Source organism: Shewanella gelidimarina, from assembly GCF_023283945.1.
GTDB classification, from domain to species: domain Bacteria; phylum Pseudomonadota; class Gammaproteobacteria; order Enterobacterales; family Shewanellaceae; genus Shewanella; species Shewanella gelidimarina.
The window spans coordinates 81,632-98,392 of the sequence record NZ_JAKIKW010000013.1 but is presented as its reverse complement, the minus strand read 5'-3'; the positions used below and the strand labels follow the sequence as shown (position 1 = coordinate 98,392).

Below are 16,761 nucleotides of genomic sequence, written 5' to 3'. Positions count from 1 at the left end.
ATCTGTCATCTGTCATCTGTCATCTGTCATCTGTCATCCGTCATCCGTCATCCGTCAACCGTCAACCGTCAACCGTCAACCGTCAACCGTCAACCGTCAACCGGCACAATCTTATAAGCGCAGCGACGCGCGCCCTCAATAATATGCTCTTCACGGCTAACACTAGCGTCCTCTTTTAGCAGCGACTGAAACAGTTGCAGTTCTGAACGGCAAAAGTTGAGGCATGAGGCAGCTGCTGCACATATTGGACAGTGATTTTCAAGCAGCCAATAAACATCATCACTCACTTCAACGCTGGCCATATAACCCTCTTCCGTTCGCAATCTAGCCAGTACGGCTAACTTGGCGGATAGATCTACTGCGTCAGTTAATGCGGCTTGATATAGCGTAAAAGACGCCTCTTCACGATGGGCGATGAGCTGCTCTAAACCTTGATCACCAAAAATAGTTTTTACTGAATCAATTAATTGCACGGTGAGTTCTTCATGGCGATCAGAAAAATGACTATTACTTTTGGGCGTCAGGGACCAGTAACGAGTTGGTCTGCCGCGAATCGCTTTTCTATCTGCAAAAATCACATCGCTACTGTGTTCTAGACTTTGTAGATGTTGACGCACGCCCATGGTGGTCAATTCAAGTTCTGTTGCGATGACTTTGGCTGTCAGCTCGCCTTGGGTCTTTAACATCTGCAATATTTTATCGCTGGTTTTCATATATACCTCTTAAACGCTTAAGGCACATTATTACTGAATCAATACTTAAGTAAACTTTTATCTTTACTTTATTATGTAAAGCAATTACTTTACATAACACTTAATAAGCTAAAAGGTTTACTTAAATGGAATTAGTGATTGTTAGCGGCAGCCAACGTAAGGACTCGCAAAGTGCAAAAGTGGCCCAATACTTAATGCAACAAATGCTACCGACGCATAATGTAAAACACATTGAGCTTTGTGAGTATCAGTTGCCATTTTGGGACGGTGAGCCCGAGAGCAAAAATGTTGACGGTAGTCGCTGGCCTTTAATCTCTCAACAAATTAAGCGCGCTGATGCGCTGGTGTTAATAACACCTGAATGGGGCGGTATGGCCTCACCGCTGATTAAGAATTTCTTGTTGATGTGTGATAAGCAAGAGACAGCCCATAAACCGGCGTTATTAGTGTCGGTGGTGAGCGGCATTAGCGGTGCATACCCGATTGCAGAGTTGAGGATGAATGCATTAAAGAACAATAAATTGGTGGCGACACCTGACCATCTGATTATTCGTCAGGTTGAAGAGGTGCTCAACCAAGAAGAGGCCATGAGCGAGCGCGATCAGCACTTACGTGAGCGTATCAATTACTGCTTACACATGTTGCTGCAATACAGTGAAGCATTAACAACAATTCGTGTTAACCATGAAGCCATGCCCTACCCTAAACAACAGGAGTACAGTTATGGCATGTAAAAACTTAATCACTAAACAGACAGCAAGGAGCACATTATGATGCATTTAGAACACTTAAATTTGGTGGTAAAAGACATCCCGACCACTCTGGCTTTTTACCAAGCTATTTTCCCCCATTGGAAGACACGTGGCGGTGGGGTGAGTCAGTGGCATGGGGTTGATCGCAACTGGATCCATTTTGGCGATGATTATCAATATCTGACGTTTAATGATGATGGTGTCGACAATAATCGCGACTTGAGTGGCCATCAAGTCGGCTTGGCTCATTTTGCTTTTGTCGTCGATGATATAGACGCTGTAATAACGCGCCTAGCGGCGATAGGCCATCCTGTCGATAAAGCAGGCGCTGAAGACCCTTATCGACGCAATGTATACTACATTGACCCAGACGGTTACGAGGTTGAATTTGTCCAATACCTTAGCGATATTCCCAGTGAACGTAACCGTTATTGATCGTTATAATGATTAACCGTTATAAGCGTGAATCGTCGCACTGGCGAGTCACGGTGGGCATATTAGTGCTGCGTATTAGTGGTGCGTCTTTACTGATGACCTGAATGAGCGTGATCAACTCATTTTTCTGACCCACGAATCTGGTGCCACTCGCAGTGCCCAATGCAATAGTGCCCAAGGCCATGTAGGGACAAAACTATTGGCTTTTTCAGCCTCTATCGCTTTGACCATTGCACGGCAACCAACGTCAGTATCGACGATAAAAGGGACCTTATCGACCTGTTCGTTAATCTCACTGCGAATAAAACCAGGATGAATGCAACTCACACTAATTGGAGTGTTCATCACATCAATACGGATCCCTTCGGTCAATGAGCTCACCGCCGCCTTTGTCGCCGCATAAACTGTCATCGCTCGCCTGAAGCCTCGAACTGCACTCACCGAGGATATGGTAACTAAGTGACCCGCATTTTGCGCTCTAAAAATCTTCATCGCAGCTTCTGCTTGTGCAAGAAGCGCAACAAAATTAGTTTCTGCGGTTTGCTTGTTGGCCTCAAAATGACCGGTCCCGATGGAGGCACCTTTGCCCATACCGGCATTAATAATGATCCGGTCAATGACGCCCAACTCTTGATTAAATTCATCAAACACATCGAAGACTTGTTGATGCTCGTTTACATCTAGAGATTTAATCGAGATTCGAATGCTAGGATTAATCTTTTCAAGTTCACTTTTAAGCGCTTCGAGTCTATCCATTCGCCGAGCACATAACGCGAGATCTCGACCTTTGTGAGCAAACTCCAATGCCATTCCACGGCCAAGCCCAGAACTGGCACCGGTGATAAGGATAGTTTTTCTTATAGTCATATGATTTGGCGATGTGAGTGTTATTTCTAGCTAAGCTACTGTTGAATGAACAAAATGTAAACAGATGTTTGAACTCATTAAAACAATATAAGTGCTGCGGGGTTAAAAGAATAAAGCTTACCTAGCCTATCCAGATAGCGATAATCAGCAAACAAAGGTAGAACGAAAACCCCACGATAAAGGTCGTATTAAATGGGTCTTTCTCTTTGTACTTACGACGGCGGAAATAACTCAGAGGCGTCAACGGATAGCGGGTATTGCCAAAGGTAAAGATGCGGATCAGTAATGCGCCAGTCAGACAAAATACAGATGACAGCACAAAATCCCAAAGCAGCCAAAAAACCAACTCCATTGCAAACACAAACATAGCCTCTCCTTAGCGAATTACTTTAACAGCTTACATTTTAAGGCCCGAATCAAATGCCAACCTTCAGATAGTCAAATGAGATTAACCAATCGCTAAAATCATGTCATGTTAAAGATTGTTAACATGAAAGTTAATGGCATTAACATTGACTCATTCTTGAAAAAATGTGAATTTGTTCATTACTAACATGATGCTTTTTAACCAAATCAGTAAGTTAATATTGAGTATATTGAATAGCACTTTAGAAGCAGACTTTAAGCGCGATTCGGTATGAGGAAAACCGTGTGTTCAGCGGGTTTTGGTCTACAGTTGTTCGAAATGGAGTGAAAGAAAACGGAGTACTTCACGATGATCTCTTACCACCATACATTAGCGCTAATAGACAATCATTCAGCCGCACAAGTAGCCCTAAACAAAGCCCTGCAACTTGCCAGTAAAACCAAAGCGAAAGTCACCGCCTTAAAAGTAGAAAGACCTTATAATAACTTTCTCAGTCGCTTAGGTTTAATCCCCAACAATGCGCTGGACCCTATGCTTTTTGTCAATAAACTACTGAGTAAATACCAACGTCTAGGAGTCGAAATAGAAGTAAAAGTAATTAACAATGTCAAAGACCATGTGGCGATCCTTAATGAAACAAACACCGGTGATTATGACTTGGTGGTGGTGAATAATCAGCACCACAATACCCTTGTCAACGAGTTCATTCCTAGTTGCGAAGCGCATCTGTTACGCGAGAGTGATTTGCCGATTTTAATTGTGGGCAACAAATGTTGGCAACCACAAGGGCATATTTTAACTGCGCTAGAAACGGCAGGATCGAATTTTGCCCATAAAGAACTTAATCAACATTTGTTAGATGATACGCAGCAACTTGCCAGCCTACTCGATAATGACATCCACCTGCTTAACTGTTATCAACTGGAAAACTGGAGTATGTCGGTCAATAAAGATCATGGCTTATTTACTGATGAGGAGCAAAGGAGTCATCACTGGGAGCACTTAATCGATTCGGCTAAAGCATACCATTTAGGCGATGACCATCTGCACCTTGAGCAAGGGCTGCCGGATCATATCATTCCTGAAGTGGCACATAGGTGCAATGCTAATCTGTTAGTGATTGGTGCTGGTGAACATCATGGTTTTATTAGCGAACTTAAGGGGCACACTTCATCGGTCATCATTGACCAATTAAAGTGTGACATCCTTGCTATTAAGCCAACTCATCACTAATTGTCAGTGCGTCTCTTGTCGCCGTTAACGACAGCATTGACGCTATGATGACTTATGTGGCGTCTCTTTCACTTTGGTTTTCAACAACAATATCAGATCCCGCTTGTGCCCAAAAATCGACTCTAAACTGGGTGTCTGCCGTTAATAACTCTACTTTATGCCAATATTGCGGTGGCGAAATAGCGGTCTGGCCAACCTCAATAACGATCTCTTGCTCCACCTCTGCTCGCCTATCTTTAAAACCATAAAACTTCAGCGTGCCGCTTAACACATGAATTTGCCCATACACGCCTGCTTTAGTGTTATGCAGATGCAAAAACATCTTTGGCACAGTGTCTTTATCAAACAATGGTGTTGATTTATAATTTACAAAATCTGTTGGTATCGTTGCCATAATCTCTTTTAACCCCTTTATCATTGCCAAACCTTGCTTCAATATAGCTTGATTAAGCCTGAGTTAATCAACTAAATGCAAACTTAAGGGTATAATATCGAATTAGCGCCTTAAGCATTATTTTCGCATTAAACTAATGAGCCCAAATGAAATCTGAATACAGCTATACCACTCAATATACTTTAGATAAAAGCCACTTTAGCGAGTGCTTTGATGAGTCAGTTGTCATTGATACCTCAATACGCGCTCATAAAAAGGCCATCATCTTTATACTTATTGGCATTGTATTGCTGCTGACTGGGATCAACGCTTACGCCTCGTGGTTTTTAATCGTACTCGGCATATTAGAAGCATTAAACATACGTTACAAAAAGCCTTGGTGGCTTATGCGTCAGATGGTCAGTAAAGCGGCCAGCAATGAAGTGACGCTAACAATCGATGAACAAGGGATCTCGAATGACTCGTTTTATGTCAAAGGAAGCATTCTTTGGCAAGATGTTGTGTCTATTTCTGAATCAGAACAAGGCTTTTTAATCAAACAAGCTAACACCGTGAATTACTTATCTAAACGTAGCCTAGATGAAGAGGCCATTGCATTTGTCTGCAGTAAGATGAATGACGTTTAAAAGCGGCAGTTGAGCCTAGTATCATCTTGACGATGCTAGGCTGCCACATCGTTCAGCCAACAATGTTAACTACGTCTAGGCAATTGAATAATCTCTGAAAATTAATACTGACGTAAGTTGCAGCCCCCCATAAACACGCCTCCCCCACTAAAAGATTAACATCTTAAAATCAACTAAAATATCGACCTAGGCTCTATATATACCGATACCTGCACTCATAAATCCTTTTTTATTCAGTGCTCTAAGTCGAATGCTTCAAATTCATCCCGCTCTACGTCAGTCGTTGCGGATTTAGCGGGAGTTTAAATCTGGCTAGCCTGTTGATGACTTTATGACCTGTATCACTTTGCAACAAATCCACTCCTCCCCATGATGCGATTAACTATTAGTGATACTCTATATTCTCTTTTGTTAATTTTGTAATCATAAGTCGATATCAATCTATGCATTATCTATTCGCGCTAATCCTAAGTATTAGCTTTTTTGCAACTTCTGCGCACGCTAGCAATAACGATGCTTGCGGCAACAACACCGACTGTATTGAAGTTGGCCGTTGGGATATAGGTATTGCACTCGGTTACGGCGTTAAATCAAACCCGCTTAAAGATTTCGATGATATCCCTATTTATGCCGTTCCAACCATCGCCTACTATGGTGACAGTTGGTTTTTTGATAACGGTAATATTGGTTACACCGTCACTGAAGGCGAAAATTACACCGTCAATGTAGTCAGTACGTTTAGTACCGACCGCGCCTTTTTTTATCGTTGGGATCCCTCTAATATCTTCCTTGTTAATGGACATAGTGCTGCGCGTTCTAACATCTCTATCATGGCCGCCATTCCAGAGCCTGAGATAGATACTAGTAAGCTCGAAGATCGAAGCTTTACATATCTTGGCGGAGTAGAAGCGTTTCTTTACACTAGATTTGGTATAGTCAAAGCCTCTGTTACACATGACCTTTTTAATGTGCATAATGGAACTGAAGCGCAGTTAAAATGGTTGTACAATATTCCACTTGATAGTTGGAATTTTGAGTTCGCAGCTGTGTTAGACTGGAAAAGCGAACAAGTCGTTGATTATTATTATGGTATTAGACCGAGTGAGAGCCCCTATTGGAGCGAAAAGTACCAAGCGGAGTCAGCTTTGAATCAAAGTATCGAATTCACAGGACAATATGTGTTAACTGAAAATTGGAATATTTTGCTGGTAGCACGTTATACCGACCTTGCCGATGAAATTGTTGATAGCCCTCTGCTCGACAAAGATTATACGACTACCTATTTTGTAGGCGCAGCGTATAGGTTTTAACGCCAGTGTTATCAATAGCAAAAAAATCATGCTTGTGGTTCCTTTTTTACTCGGCGTTTAGTGGCTATGCTGTCGCTGAAGAGCTTGAGCCTCTTACTGCCAGTCTGAGCTTATCCCCCACCATTTGTATTACCAGTGAAGATGAAGAAACTTGTAACACTGAAGTTGTACTGACGTGGGAGCTGTTACAAAACCGCTCAATATGCATCATGTCTGACTACAAAGGGCTTAAAAAGTGGTGCAATAATTCACCTGCCGTTAACTCTTTAGCGATCAATATCAGTGCAGACCAAGATATTCAGTTTGTCATGATAGACAAAGATACCCACGAGACTCTCGCGGGTGTAAAATTAAAAGTTACTCAAGCTTCTTCGCCTCAAGTAAGGCGTCGTTACCGCAACCCATGGAGTTTATTTTAATGACCAACTCTCAATCTACGCATAGAGTCCTACTCGTAGAAGATGACATTCGTCTGGCCAACTTGATCGTAGACTACTTAAAATCGCATGGAATGCACGTTGAAGTGGAGCGTCGCGGAGATACCGTATTAACCCGACTAATCAACTATAAACCTGACATCATTTTGCTGGACATTATGTTACCAGGCATGGACGGTTTAACTCTGTGTGAGAAACTACCAGACTATTTTGCCGGGCCGATCTTATTAATGAGCGCATTGGGCTCAAATGAAGACCAAATTAAAGGCTTTGAGCTCGGCGCTGATGACTATGTGGTTAAACCTGTCGACCCAGCGTTATTAGTGGCAAGAATAAATAACTTACTACGTCGTCAAGCAAAGCCACCACAAGTTGAGTCTCATTGTCTAAGCTTTGGTAAGTTAAGTATCGATCCTCACACTCAAGCCATTCGTCTGGGTCAAATAGAAGTTGACCTTACTAGCCATGAGTTTGAATTATTATGGTTACTTGCCTCTCAGGCTGGGCAAGTCATGAGCCGCCAGTATATTTATCAATATTTACTGAATATCGACTTTGACGGTAAAGATAGAAAAATTGATGTGCGTATTTCGCGCTTGAGAAAGAAACTTGGTGATAATATTGAAACACCTTTCAGGATTAAAACAGTTTGGGGACAGGGATATCTATTCGCACCAGAAGCCTGGAATAACTAATCTTCAAGCTAGTCTAAAATGAAGCGTCTATTTTTAAGCTTATATTTACTGTTAAGCCTTGGCTTTCTAGGTATAGGTTGGACACTCGATAGTCTTTGGAAACAGAATGTCGATCAAGAGGGTGCACTCGATGCACCTTTAATCGCTTTGGCGCAGGTATTAACAAAATTACCCGCGCTGCAGCGACAAGAGATGCTCAACAGCATTAACAGCAATCCTGACTTTCCGTTAGCACTGCTCGATGCCGACCAAGTCGCGTTCTCAGAAGAACAGATGGTACAGAGCGACGCTGTTATTGCTACGCCCTATGATATCAATCATGAACTTCAATTCGTTGCTGTAGGCGAACAAATCTTAATGGCTGGCCCCATTGCGCTTGATCCTGATGCTAGCTTGCGGGGTCTTTATAATGTCTTCTTTTATCTCTCATTGGCGTTTGTCGCGCTCATTTGGGTGTGGCCACTCTCTAAAGATTTAAAAACACTGCGTAACGCAACAAAAGAGTTTGGCCAAGCAAAGTGGAATACTCGTATCCAGCTTGCTAAACGCTCACAAGTGTTGCCATTAGCCACCACCTTTAATGATATGGCCGCGCACATTAGTGCGCTCATCGAAAATCAAAAACACCTTTCAAATGCCGTCTCTCATGAGATTAGAACTCCACTTGCTCGACTCAAATTTGCCCTCGCATTGATCCCGCAATATTGTTTACCAGAGTCTGATGAGCAGCGACGCCAAGCATTTTTGGATGAGATGTTACTCGATATCAAAGAGATGGAAGACTTGCTGCAGGAGCTGTTGACCTATGCCAGTTTAGAGACGCAACGAGAAGGACTACAATTTGAACTCTGCGACTTAAACAGCTTAACAAAGCAAACCATTAAACGGTTGCAGTCGCACCACTCAACCCCGATTGAGTTAATTGAGCCTCAGCAGATAGTACAACTGAAGGCCGATCCGTCGTTAATTGAACGGGCACTTCAGAACTTGATCACCAACGCTCAACGTTTCGGTGTCGAGAAGATCACTGTCGAAATTAGCAGTAAAGGTAAACAAATATGTCTCAGTGTGACCGATGATGGCGAAGGGATATTAGCGCAGGACCAGCTGAAGATTTTCGAACCGTTTTATCGCAGTGATAGCCGTTGTAATGGTAATAAAGGCCATGGTTTAGGCTTGGCAATTATTAAGCGGATCATGGAGCGTCATCAAGGGGATATATCGCTAAAAAGCCACCCAGGCTTTACGCAATTCACCTTAACTTGGCATCAGCCATAATTGAGCTGGTAACGCGTTTAGTCTAATTTAAAATCACTCACATCGAGTGAGTCTGGCGCTTGATCTTTAAAATCTAAACTCGGATTTACTGTGGCTCTTTCTTCGATAAGTTGCGCCTTCTTTGCTTTTAGTATCGCAAGCTGACGACGGCGTTTACGCTGTTTACACAGCCTGATGACATCAAATTTTTGCACATCAGAAAACTCGAGCCACTTGAAACGTTCGTCTCGATTACGTAAACACCCTTTGCAATATCCCCTCGCGTCACTTTGGCAAATACCGATGCATGGGCTGGGGATCTCAAAAAACTCTAACTGCTCCATACTCTAAACATATACTATGTAAGAAGTAATACCAATTTCATTAACGATGCTATCGACTCAAAACAGCAGAAGACAGCATACTTAATGACGTTGATTTAGCGTAACGTGAGCACGCTCATTGCAGTTATTGACTAATATCAGCGAGTGAACCAAAAGGATAATGGGGCTTAACGCCTTAAATTAAAGAGGCTAAATAATGAATACACTAAAACGAACCTTATTAATTTGCTTGCTATCACTACCGCTACTTTCCCTACTTGGGTGCAGTTCTCCGCCAAAGAGTGATTACGACCTTGATTACAACTTCTCTCCGCTAAAGACATTTTCACAAGTAGAGCCCGCGCAAACAACCGATCCGCTCAGTGCCGCAAGAATTCAGCAATCTATTGCGGCTGCGCTTATCACTCAGGGATTTATCCAACAGGATGAAGCTGCTGACTTTTTGGTGACTTATGGCTTTAGAGTCGATGATAAACCCAAAGATTCGGGCTTTTCTATTGGACTCGGTGCAGGCTCATGGGGTAGTTCTAGCGGCGCCTCAATAGGTACCAGTGTTGATGTTCCCGTGGGAAGTGATACCGCAAAAATCCAAACCATACAGATTGATGTGCTGGACCCGCAAACACAAAAACTCATTTGGCGCGGCAGTGACAAATTTACTTTTGATGATGGCGGCGAAGAAAAGGCGCAAGAGACCAACGCGACTGTTAGCAAAATATTAGCGCTATTTCCACCGCAGAAAAAGCCATAACACCAAATTGAAGATATTAAAAAAGGACGCTATGCGTCCTTTTTTTGTTCCCAATATTATTCGGGATTAGTGTGCGTGTGCAGCACTTGCTTCTGCAGCTGGTGCATCCGCTTTTTGGATATCCAATAACTCAACTTCAAATACTAAAGTAGAGTTAGCAGGAATAGTGGCTGTATCGCGATCACCATAAGCTAATTCAGACGGGATAACGAACTTAAACTTAGAACCCACAGACATTAGCTGTACGCCTTCAGTCCAACCTGGAATAACACGGTTCAATGGGAACGTTGCAGGCTCGCCACGAGCAACTGAGCTGTCGAACTCAGTACCATCGGTTAATGTACCAACATAATGAACTTTAACAGTGTCAGCAGCAACAGGCTTCTCGCCAGTACCTTCGGTTAATACTTCGTACTGTAAGCCAGACTCAGTCGTTACAACACCGTCTTTTGCTTTGTTTGTTTCAAGGTATGCGCTGCTGCTAGCCAAGCTTTTCTCTGCTAATGCAGCCGCTTGTGTTTGGCGCTTTTCATTTAGCTTTTCATCAAGGGTTTGCAATACTGTTTGCATCTCTTCTTGCGTTAGCTTTAGCTCGCTGTTCAAGCCTTCGCTGAAACCAGTCACGACTAGGTTTCTGTCTACCGCTAAACCTAGTTCCTCTTGTTCCTTGATATGGCCAGCCATATAAGTACCAATTGACGCGCCAACGCTGTAGGCTTCTTTTTGTGCATCAGTTTTCAATTCTACTGGCGCAGCAACTGCTTCTTCTGCTTGATTACAAGCGCTAAGACCAACAACGGCCAAAGCCACTAGTGAATATTTATAAATAGATTTCATTTAAAGCTTCCTCAGCATCTACACGTGGTTACTATAACCTTTACTTTTATTAGGCGAACTACTTTATACTAGTTAAATAGGTTATTCCAATCTGATTAGATAAAAGCGACGTCACCGTGATTTAGCCACTTTTTCAATACAGATTAATATATTACATACATTGCCTGTCACTAGCCTGAACGACTATTGCACTTGTATGAACAAAGATTCACTTAAAAGACAACACAGAATAGAGCAAGTTCAAACCTTAATGATGACAACGGTTAATAAACCCCTTTTTAACTTCTTTTTCGCTTACTGCTTACTGACAACTTATCTAACATGTTCGATAAGTTGTTAATACGACTATCCCCAAATATACGGAGCCGTTGTATACTCTGCTTCAACTAACGATAATCAACAGTAAGTGCAATGAGCATTTACCCATCCATCAGAGGTAAACGTGGATAATATAGAACACAGAATTGAAGAGTTAGAGATGAAATTGGCGTTCCAAGACGGAACCATCGAGGAGCTCAATCAACAACTCATCAAGCTAAATGATGTCGTTGCAATACAGCAGGAGCAGTTACGTTTATTACTCAATAAATTACAATCAGCTGAACCGAGTAATATGGCATCCCAAGCGGACGAAACACCACCGCCACACTTCTAGTGACAAATGGATAACGACAACGACTAGATTAACAGCTTAAACTCTTGCTATATTTAAACAGTAATAGTCGTTATGCATTCATGTTACGTTCAGATTCGATATGTTAAAAGTGCGCTGGTATAAATGAAACTTTGTAAATATATATACATTCTCTTATCAGATTGATTTTATCATTTATACTGCATTTTAGTGCTCGGCCCATTCTCCAGAGCAAACAAGGAAGCCAATGCAAATAGCACACTTTATCGAGACGTTAGCATGAGACGTTTATTATTACTGACGACCATGATGCTAAGTCTAAGTGGATGTGCATTTAACAGCGTATTCATTAACTACCCTTCTCAGATTGCACCCGTAAAAGCGCAACTCAATTCTGCAACGCCTCAGCAAGCGGCGAAAATTGTGGAATCAGAAGTGACCAGTGCCGATGGCCTGCTGTACGCACAGGAGGCTGGACGCTCCGCACAAATAGCGGGCGATTTCGAAGCCAGTAAAACATTCTATCAACAAGCAACTAATGCTTATCGGGTGTTTGATGATAAAGCGAAGCTCAGCTTAAGCGATGCGGGCGCCACTGCCACCAGCCTGTTTATTAATGACAACGTGATCCCCTACCGAGGTCCGGGTTATGAGCGAGTGATGCTCCACCAGTATCAAGCGCTTAACTATCTATTCAGTGGTGACGCTGAAGGTGCATTAGTGGAAGTTCGTCGCAGTAACGAGCTGCAAAGTTCAGAGCAAGCACGCTATCAAAAGTCCAACAAGTCTGTGCAAGCAATGGCTAATGGCACCATTGATGCCGAAGTCAATAAACTCGGTAAAGCGGCGGGAAGTACTACCAGCTCATTTTTAAATGCCTATAGCTACTACACCACTGGTATGTTGCATGAGATCTTAGGTGAACCTAATGACGCTTATATCGACTACCGTAAAGCGGCGCAAATATCACCAAACAACCCATACTTACAAAAAGATTTAGTCAGACTCGCTAAACAATTGTCGATGCCACAATATGATGAATTTAAAAAGCGTTGGGGCGACGCCATATTGCCAAAAAAGGAAGAGGGACAAGTTATCCTGATGTTGGAACGTGGCTTTGTACCTGAAAAGAAAAGCCTAACCGTGCCTTTTACCATACATGGTAACTGGCAAACTGCGTCACTCGCCACCTACTTCCCAACGAAGCAAACGGTAAGAGCCGGTCGTATACAAGGTCTTGGTACCGTATTAATTGCAGCGCCTATTGCCAATATTGATGCATTAGCGATTACAGCACTAAAAGAAGACTTGCCTGCCGCACTGATAAGACAAGCCGCACGAGTTTATGCAAAATCAGAAATGGCACAAAGTGTAGAAAGCGAAAGCAAACGCCGCAATAATCAAACTGACTATGCAGCCATTGCAATGCAAATATTTAACGTCGTCACCGAGCAAGCCGACAGACGTAGCTGGCTAACCTTGCCAGAACAAGCACAAATTGCCCGCACTTACATAAAGGCAGGTAACTACTCCGTTAAGCTCGATAATGCAGCACCGAGCTCTATTGAGGTAAAAAGTGGCCGAACCACACTCATTTGGGTCATTGATACTGGCAATTACACCCGTTTTTATTCAATAATAATTTAGCAATCACTTGTATGGAACTCACTATGAAACATTTAAAAGTAATTTTTATTCTCGCGGCAGTCATCGGCTTGTCGGCGTGCCAATCAAAAGTTGAATACGGTGATGCCACTGAAGTGGAAACCGTCAACGAAAACTTTGGCTCAACCGATCTACAGGCTATTGCCGCTAAAATGGTTGATAGCATGCTGACCTTCCCACCTGTTGTTGCGATGACCGCTAACGACCGTCCGATTATGTTTGTTGATAAAGTGAAGAACAAAACTTCTGAGCATATCGATACGGAATCGGTTACTGACTCCATTAGCAATAAACTATTACGCTCTGGCAAGTTCCGCTTTATCGATATGACTAAAGTTGACTCGGTGCGTAAGCAACTAGATTATCAAAATAATTCAGGCATGGTTGACCCATCAACAGCCATTAGCTTTGGCCGTCAAATTGGCGCGCAGTACATGCTTTATGGCAACCTATCTAGCATCGTAAAAGAAGATGGCAGCACTAAAGATGTTTACTACAAGATGACCATGCGTTTGATGGATTTGGAAACAGGCCTTATTGAATGGTCTGATGAAAAAGAGATCCGCAAAGTTAAGTCTAAGTCTTTCCTAGGCATGTAATGCTAAGTTAGTACAACATTGTCTCTTAAAGCCAGCATCTCGCTGGCTTTTTTAATGCCCCAACAAAGTGATTTTAACTTCAGCGTATCGCTGAAATAAGGTACCGTATGCAGCTTGTTTCTATTGGCACTAAATCGCTTATTAAAAGGATGCTGTTTTGAACCTGCTTCATACTGCTGTCGTTATTGTCATCTCCGTTGTACTTGCTGCATGTAATTCAACGCCTCGTGAGCCAATATCCTCTCGAGATGGTTCTGCCTACATTAGCCAACAATCTGCAGCACAGCGCTCCGCTAGAGTGTCTGATGTGCATTATGATTTGGACTTTACCTTAACAGGGGGCACGACATTCTCTGCAACCACTAACGTTAACTTTAACCTCAGTGATACCAATAAAGCGCTCACACTCGATCTCAATCAAGCAACCATTAGCCACTTTAGTATTAATGGCAAAAAGGTTTATCCAAACTATAACAATCGTTATATAACCCTTAATCCAGGGTTGTTAGTCAGTGGCCGCAACACCGTTGAAGTTCAATTTACCCGTGCACATAGCACCAACGGCGAAGGGCTGCATCGTTTTGTCGATCCGGTTGATGACAAAGTCTATCTTTACTCCCACTTCGAACCCGCCGCGGCGCAACAGATGTTTGCCGTCTTTGACCAGCCCGATCTTAAAGCGACCTACACTTTGTCTGTTACCGCGCCAAAAGAGTGGACAGTCATCAGTGCGATGCGAGAGTCTTCAACAACAGAACAGGGCGATACCCGCCAATGGCACTTTCCTCAATCGCCTAAGTTGAGCCCGTATAACTTCTCAATGCATGCCGGCCCATATCATCAGTGGACCGATAACAGTGGCAAGTACCCGCTCCGTTTATTTGCGCGGCAATCTGTAGTAGACCAAGTCACACCACAAGACTGGTTTACTTATACTCAGCAGGGACTTACATTTTTCGATGAGTACTTTGGGATCCCCTACCCGTTTAAAAAGTATGACCAAGTGCTGGTACCCGACTTTCTCTATGGTGCGATGGAAAATGCCGCAGCTATCACCTTCAGCGAAAGTCGCTTTCTGTTTAATACCGAAATGACCGCAACACAAAAGCAACGTCTAGCAGGCGTGATTATGCATGAGATGGCACATCAGTGGTTTGGTAATCTCGTCACCATGAAATGGTGGAATGGTTTGTGGCTAAATGAAAGTTTCGCCTCCTTTATGGGGACCCTTGCAACCGCAGAAGCCACTGAATTCACCTATGCTTGGCGCAGCTTTTATGCCAACAATAAACAAAGTGCTTATCATTTAGATAGCCAAGCTAGCACTCACCCTATTGAAGTCCCCGTCGCCACCACACAAAATGCTTTTGATAATATCGACGCCATTACCTATTCGAAAGGCGCTTCAGCCCTCAAGCAACTGAATCATCTATTAGGTGAAAAGGCCTTTCAAACTGGCGTACGAAATTACCTCACTCAATACAGTTATCAGAATGCTGAGCTAAATGACTTTATTAAAAGCTTAGGCAAGGCGGCCAATAAAAACCTCACCACTTGGAGTCAGCAATGGCTTTATGAAGCCGGAGTTAACAGTATCCAAGCCAGCTTTAGTTGTGAAAATGGTCGCATCACACAGTTTAGCCTTAATCAGTCAGCTGCAAGCGACACGCTACCGACATTACGTGAGCAGCACGTTCAAATAGGCTTATTTACTAAAGGGCGTAACCGACTGCATCACAATATCAGTATGCCGGTGACTTATAGCGGCAGCACCACCAATGTCACCAGCCTTGTGGGCCTTTATTGCCCAGATCTCGTCTATCCAAATTATCAAGATTGGGGCTTTGTAAAAGTTAATTTAGACCCAGTATCATTCAACACCGCAAAACAAAATTTACGCTTAGTAAAAGATCCACTATTGCGCTCTATGCTTTGGCAAAGCTTGTGGGATAGCGTGGAGGATGGCAGCCTTTCACTGAACGATTATATCGGCACTGTACTGGTAAATTTGCCAGGGGAAACTGATGACACGATTGTAGGTCAGGTGCTTTCAAGCTTATCTAAGACACGCGTCTATCTCGACAAGATGGCTCCAATAAACCAACGTTATGCACGAAAAGCTATCCGAGCTATTGAGCAAATGAGCCTGAGAAAGGTGATGATAAATAGTCACAACCGTGATTTTCAGCGACGTTGGTTTAGCAACTATATCGCGTTTGCACGAAGCCAAGATGCGCTCAATAACATCGATGCCTTGCTTAACAATAAAGCCAGTATTAAAGGCTTAACCTTGGATCAAGATCTTCGTTGGATGATGATTAGCCATTTAAACCGCTATGATCACCCGAGCGCGATGTACTGGTTACGTAAGGAACGTGAACTTGATAGCAGTGACTCTGGCCAAAAATCAGCACTTGCCGCTGAAGTATCCCGTCCTGATGCACTGAAAAAACGCCAGTGGTTAACCCGCATTCAGCAAGACACCAACCTCCCTTTCTCCAAGCAACGTACCATTATGGATAACTTGTATCCCAGTGAACAAAAGTCTCTCAGCGCGGTCACAGCAGATCAGCGACTAACCACACTGGCGCAGTTAGACAAAGACAAAGGCCCAGTGTTTATGCGCAGTTACGCAAAAGACTTAATCCCAACGGATTGCAGCTATGGCAATGTCAGTGCATTACAACACTTGCAGAGCAACAACGAGCAGCTGTCTGACGGCACCCAGCGGGCACTAAAAGAAGCCATTCAACAGGAGCAAAAGTGCCTGCTGATAACCTCTAAAATGAGCCGATAATAAAGAAACAATTATCGCGGTTCACAAAAAAGCCACCTTCGCGGTGGC

Annotated in this window: 19 protein-coding genes; 13 read left to right on the top strand and 6 right to left on the bottom strand. The window is 43.1% G+C overall.

Translation table 11 applies throughout. From position 1 onward, the window contains the following. Positions 1 to 89 precede the first annotated feature (89 nt). The gene (locus L2729_RS12585) at positions 90 to 713 is read right to left on the bottom strand and encodes a helix-turn-helix transcriptional regulator (protein ID WP_248988584.1); all 624 of its coding nucleotides are present in this window, start codon (positions 711 to 713) and stop codon (positions 90 to 92) included. A 125-nt stretch (positions 714 to 838) separates the two neighbouring features. On the opposite strand from L2729_RS12585, the gene L2729_RS12580 reads away from it, so the two are divergent. Both L2729_RS12580 and L2729_RS12575 read left to right on the top strand, forming a co-directional pair. Continuing rightward, the gene (locus tag L2729_RS12580; protein ID WP_248988583.1) at positions 839 to 1,447 is read left to right on the top strand and encodes an NAD(P)H-dependent oxidoreductase; all 609 of its coding nucleotides are present in this window, start codon (positions 839 to 841) and stop codon (positions 1,445 to 1,447) included. A 36-nt stretch (positions 1,448 to 1,483) separates the two neighbouring features. After that, on the top strand, positions 1,484 to 1,900 hold the full coding sequence (locus tag L2729_RS12575) for a VOC family protein (protein WP_101091785.1): 417 nt from the start codon (positions 1,484 to 1,486) through the stop codon (positions 1,898 to 1,900). A gap of 114 nt (positions 1,901 to 2,014) precedes the next feature. On the opposite strand, the gene L2729_RS12570 is transcribed toward L2729_RS12575, so the two are convergent. Beyond that, positions 2,015 to 2,767 (bottom strand): SDR family oxidoreductase, encoded by a 753-nt coding sequence (locus tag L2729_RS12570; RefSeq protein WP_248988582.1) that lies wholly within the window; start codon positions 2,765 to 2,767, stop codon positions 2,015 to 2,017. Positions 2,768 to 2,888: 121 nt separating this feature from the next. Beyond that, on the bottom strand, positions 2,889 to 3,134 hold the full coding sequence (locus L2729_RS12565; protein ID WP_248988581.1) for a hypothetical protein: 246 nt from the start codon (positions 3,132 to 3,134) through the stop codon (positions 2,889 to 2,891). Between the two features lie 348 nt (positions 3,135 to 3,482). Between L2729_RS12565 and L2729_RS12560 the strand changes: the two genes are divergently transcribed. Beyond that, positions 3,483 to 4,367 carry a universal stress protein gene (locus tag L2729_RS12560; RefSeq protein ID WP_248988580.1) on the top strand — a complete coding sequence of 295 codons (885 nt, stop codon included), beginning with the start codon at positions 3,483 to 3,485 and terminating at the stop codon, positions 4,365 to 4,367. Positions 4,368 to 4,419: 52 nt separating this feature from the next. Here L2729_RS12560 and L2729_RS12555 read toward each other — a convergent pair whose 3' ends face one another. Continuing rightward, positions 4,420 to 4,761: a TehB family protein gene (locus tag L2729_RS12555; RefSeq protein ID WP_248988612.1), complete on the bottom strand. Its 342-nt coding sequence runs from the start codon at positions 4,759 to 4,761 to the stop codon at positions 4,420 to 4,422. Between the two features lie 146 nt (positions 4,762 to 4,907). Between L2729_RS12555 and L2729_RS12550 the strand changes: the two genes are divergently transcribed. The 5 genes from L2729_RS12550 to L2729_RS12530 all read left to right on the top strand — a co-directional run bounded on the left by L2729_RS12550 (position 4,908) and on the right by L2729_RS12530 (position 9,107). Beyond that, on the top strand, positions 4,908 to 5,387 hold the full coding sequence (locus tag L2729_RS12550; protein ID WP_248988579.1) for a YcxB family protein: 480 nt from the start codon (positions 4,908 to 4,910) through the stop codon (positions 5,385 to 5,387). Between the two features lie 443 nt (positions 5,388 to 5,830). Then, positions 5,831 to 6,697 (top strand): MipA/OmpV family protein, encoded by an 867-nt coding sequence (locus tag L2729_RS12545; RefSeq protein ID WP_248988578.1) that lies wholly within the window; start codon positions 5,831 to 5,833, stop codon positions 6,695 to 6,697. Positions 6,698 to 6,729: 32 nt separating this feature from the next. Beyond that, positions 6,730 to 7,116: a DUF3019 domain-containing protein gene (locus L2729_RS12540; protein ID WP_248988577.1), complete on the top strand. Its 387-nt coding sequence runs from the start codon at positions 6,730 to 6,732 to the stop codon at positions 7,114 to 7,116. Next, the gene (locus tag L2729_RS12535; RefSeq protein ID WP_248988576.1) at positions 7,116 to 7,829 is read left to right on the top strand and encodes a response regulator; all 714 of its coding nucleotides are present in this window, start codon (positions 7,116 to 7,118) and stop codon (positions 7,827 to 7,829) included. The genes L2729_RS12540 and L2729_RS12535 overlap by 1 nt, the downstream gene beginning before the upstream one ends. 18 nt (positions 7,830 to 7,847) lie before the next feature. Beyond that, entirely contained in the window at positions 7,848 to 9,107 is a 1,260-nt protein-coding gene (locus L2729_RS12530; protein ID WP_248988575.1) for a sensor histidine kinase, read from the top strand. A 17-nt stretch (positions 9,108 to 9,124) separates the two neighbouring features. Here L2729_RS12530 and L2729_RS12525 read toward each other — a convergent pair whose 3' ends face one another. Next, positions 9,125 to 9,430 (bottom strand): DUF1289 domain-containing protein, encoded by a 306-nt coding sequence (locus L2729_RS12525; RefSeq protein ID WP_101091777.1) that lies wholly within the window; start codon positions 9,428 to 9,430, stop codon positions 9,125 to 9,127. A 196-nt stretch (positions 9,431 to 9,626) separates the two neighbouring features. On the opposite strand from L2729_RS12525, the gene L2729_RS12520 reads away from it, so the two are divergent. Beyond that, positions 9,627 to 10,181, top strand: a complete 555-nt coding sequence (locus L2729_RS12520) for a DUF4136 domain-containing protein (protein ID WP_248988574.1) — start codon at positions 9,627 to 9,629, stop codon at positions 10,179 to 10,181. A gap of 66 nt (positions 10,182 to 10,247) precedes the next feature. Here L2729_RS12520 and fkpA read toward each other — a convergent pair whose 3' ends face one another. Next, positions 10,248 to 11,018, bottom strand: coding sequence for an FKBP-type peptidyl-prolyl cis-trans isomerase (fkpA, locus tag L2729_RS12515; protein WP_248988573.1), 771 nt, complete (start codon positions 11,016 to 11,018; stop codon positions 10,248 to 10,250). A 442-nt stretch (positions 11,019 to 11,460) separates the two neighbouring features. Between fkpA and L2729_RS12510 the strand changes: the two genes are divergently transcribed. The 4 genes from L2729_RS12510 (at position 11,461) to pepN (ending at position 16,713) form a co-directional block, all read left to right on the top strand. Next, on the top strand, positions 11,461 to 11,673 hold the full coding sequence (locus L2729_RS12510; RefSeq protein WP_101091774.1) for a SlyX family protein: 213 nt from the start codon (positions 11,461 to 11,463) through the stop codon (positions 11,671 to 11,673). A 258-nt stretch (positions 11,674 to 11,931) separates the two neighbouring features. Beyond that, entirely contained in the window at positions 11,932 to 13,299 is a 1,368-nt protein-coding gene (locus L2729_RS12505) for a COG3014 family protein (protein ID WP_248988572.1), read from the top strand. 23 nt (positions 13,300 to 13,322) lie between these two features. Then, positions 13,323 to 13,916: a penicillin-binding protein activator LpoB gene (gene lpoB, locus L2729_RS12500; RefSeq protein ID WP_248988571.1), complete on the top strand. Its 594-nt coding sequence runs from the start codon at positions 13,323 to 13,325 to the stop codon at positions 13,914 to 13,916. A gap of 157 nt (positions 13,917 to 14,073) precedes the next feature. Then, a complete protein-coding gene (pepN, locus tag L2729_RS12495; protein ID WP_283104224.1) occupies positions 14,074 to 16,713 on the top strand; it encodes an aminopeptidase N in 2,640 nt (879 codons plus the stop codon). Positions 16,714 to 16,761: the final 48 nt, after the last annotated feature.

Coding starts and splice junctions, on each gene's coding strand:
- L2729_RS12505 (WP_248988572.1), top strand. CDS start 11,932: ATGAGACGTTTATTATTACTGACGACCATGATGCTAAGTCTAAGTGGA.
- L2729_RS12525 (WP_101091777.1), bottom strand. CDS start 9,430: ATGGAGCAGTTAGAGTTTTTTGAGATCCCCAGCCCATGCATCGGTATT.
- L2729_RS12565 (WP_248988581.1), bottom strand. CDS start 3,134: ATGTTTGTGTTTGCAATGGAGTTGGTTTTTTGGCTGCTTTGGGATTTT.
- fkpA (WP_248988573.1), bottom strand. CDS start 11,018: ATGAAATCTATTTATAAATATTCACTAGTGGCTTTGGCCGTTGTTGGT.
- L2729_RS12585 (WP_248988584.1), bottom strand. CDS start 713: ATGAAAACCAGCGATAAAATATTGCAGATGTTAAAGACCCAAGGCGAG.
- L2729_RS12575 (WP_101091785.1), top strand. CDS start 1,484: ATGATGCATTTAGAACACTTAAATTTGGTGGTAAAAGACATCCCGACC.
- L2729_RS12530 (WP_248988575.1), top strand. CDS start 7,848: ATGAAGCGTCTATTTTTAAGCTTATATTTACTGTTAAGCCTTGGCTTT.
- L2729_RS12550 (WP_248988579.1), top strand. CDS start 4,908: ATGAAATCTGAATACAGCTATACCACTCAATATACTTTAGATAAAAGC.
- lpoB (WP_248988571.1), top strand. CDS start 13,323: ATGAAACATTTAAAAGTAATTTTTATTCTCGCGGCAGTCATCGGCTTG.
- L2729_RS12560 (WP_248988580.1), top strand. CDS start 3,483: ATGATCTCTTACCACCATACATTAGCGCTAATAGACAATCATTCAGCC.
- L2729_RS12580 (WP_248988583.1), top strand. CDS start 839: ATGGAATTAGTGATTGTTAGCGGCAGCCAACGTAAGGACTCGCAAAGT.
- L2729_RS12535 (WP_248988576.1), top strand. CDS start 7,116: ATGACCAACTCTCAATCTACGCATAGAGTCCTACTCGTAGAAGATGAC.
- L2729_RS12555 (WP_248988612.1), bottom strand. CDS start 4,761: ATGGCAACGATACCAACAGATTTTGTAAATTATAAATCAACACCATTG.
- L2729_RS12520 (WP_248988574.1), top strand. CDS start 9,627: ATGAATACACTAAAACGAACCTTATTAATTTGCTTGCTATCACTACCG.
- L2729_RS12545 (WP_248988578.1), top strand. CDS start 5,831: ATGCATTATCTATTCGCGCTAATCCTAAGTATTAGCTTTTTTGCAACT.
- L2729_RS12570 (WP_248988582.1), bottom strand. CDS start 2,767: ATGACTATAAGAAAAACTATCCTTATCACCGGTGCCAGTTCTGGGCTT.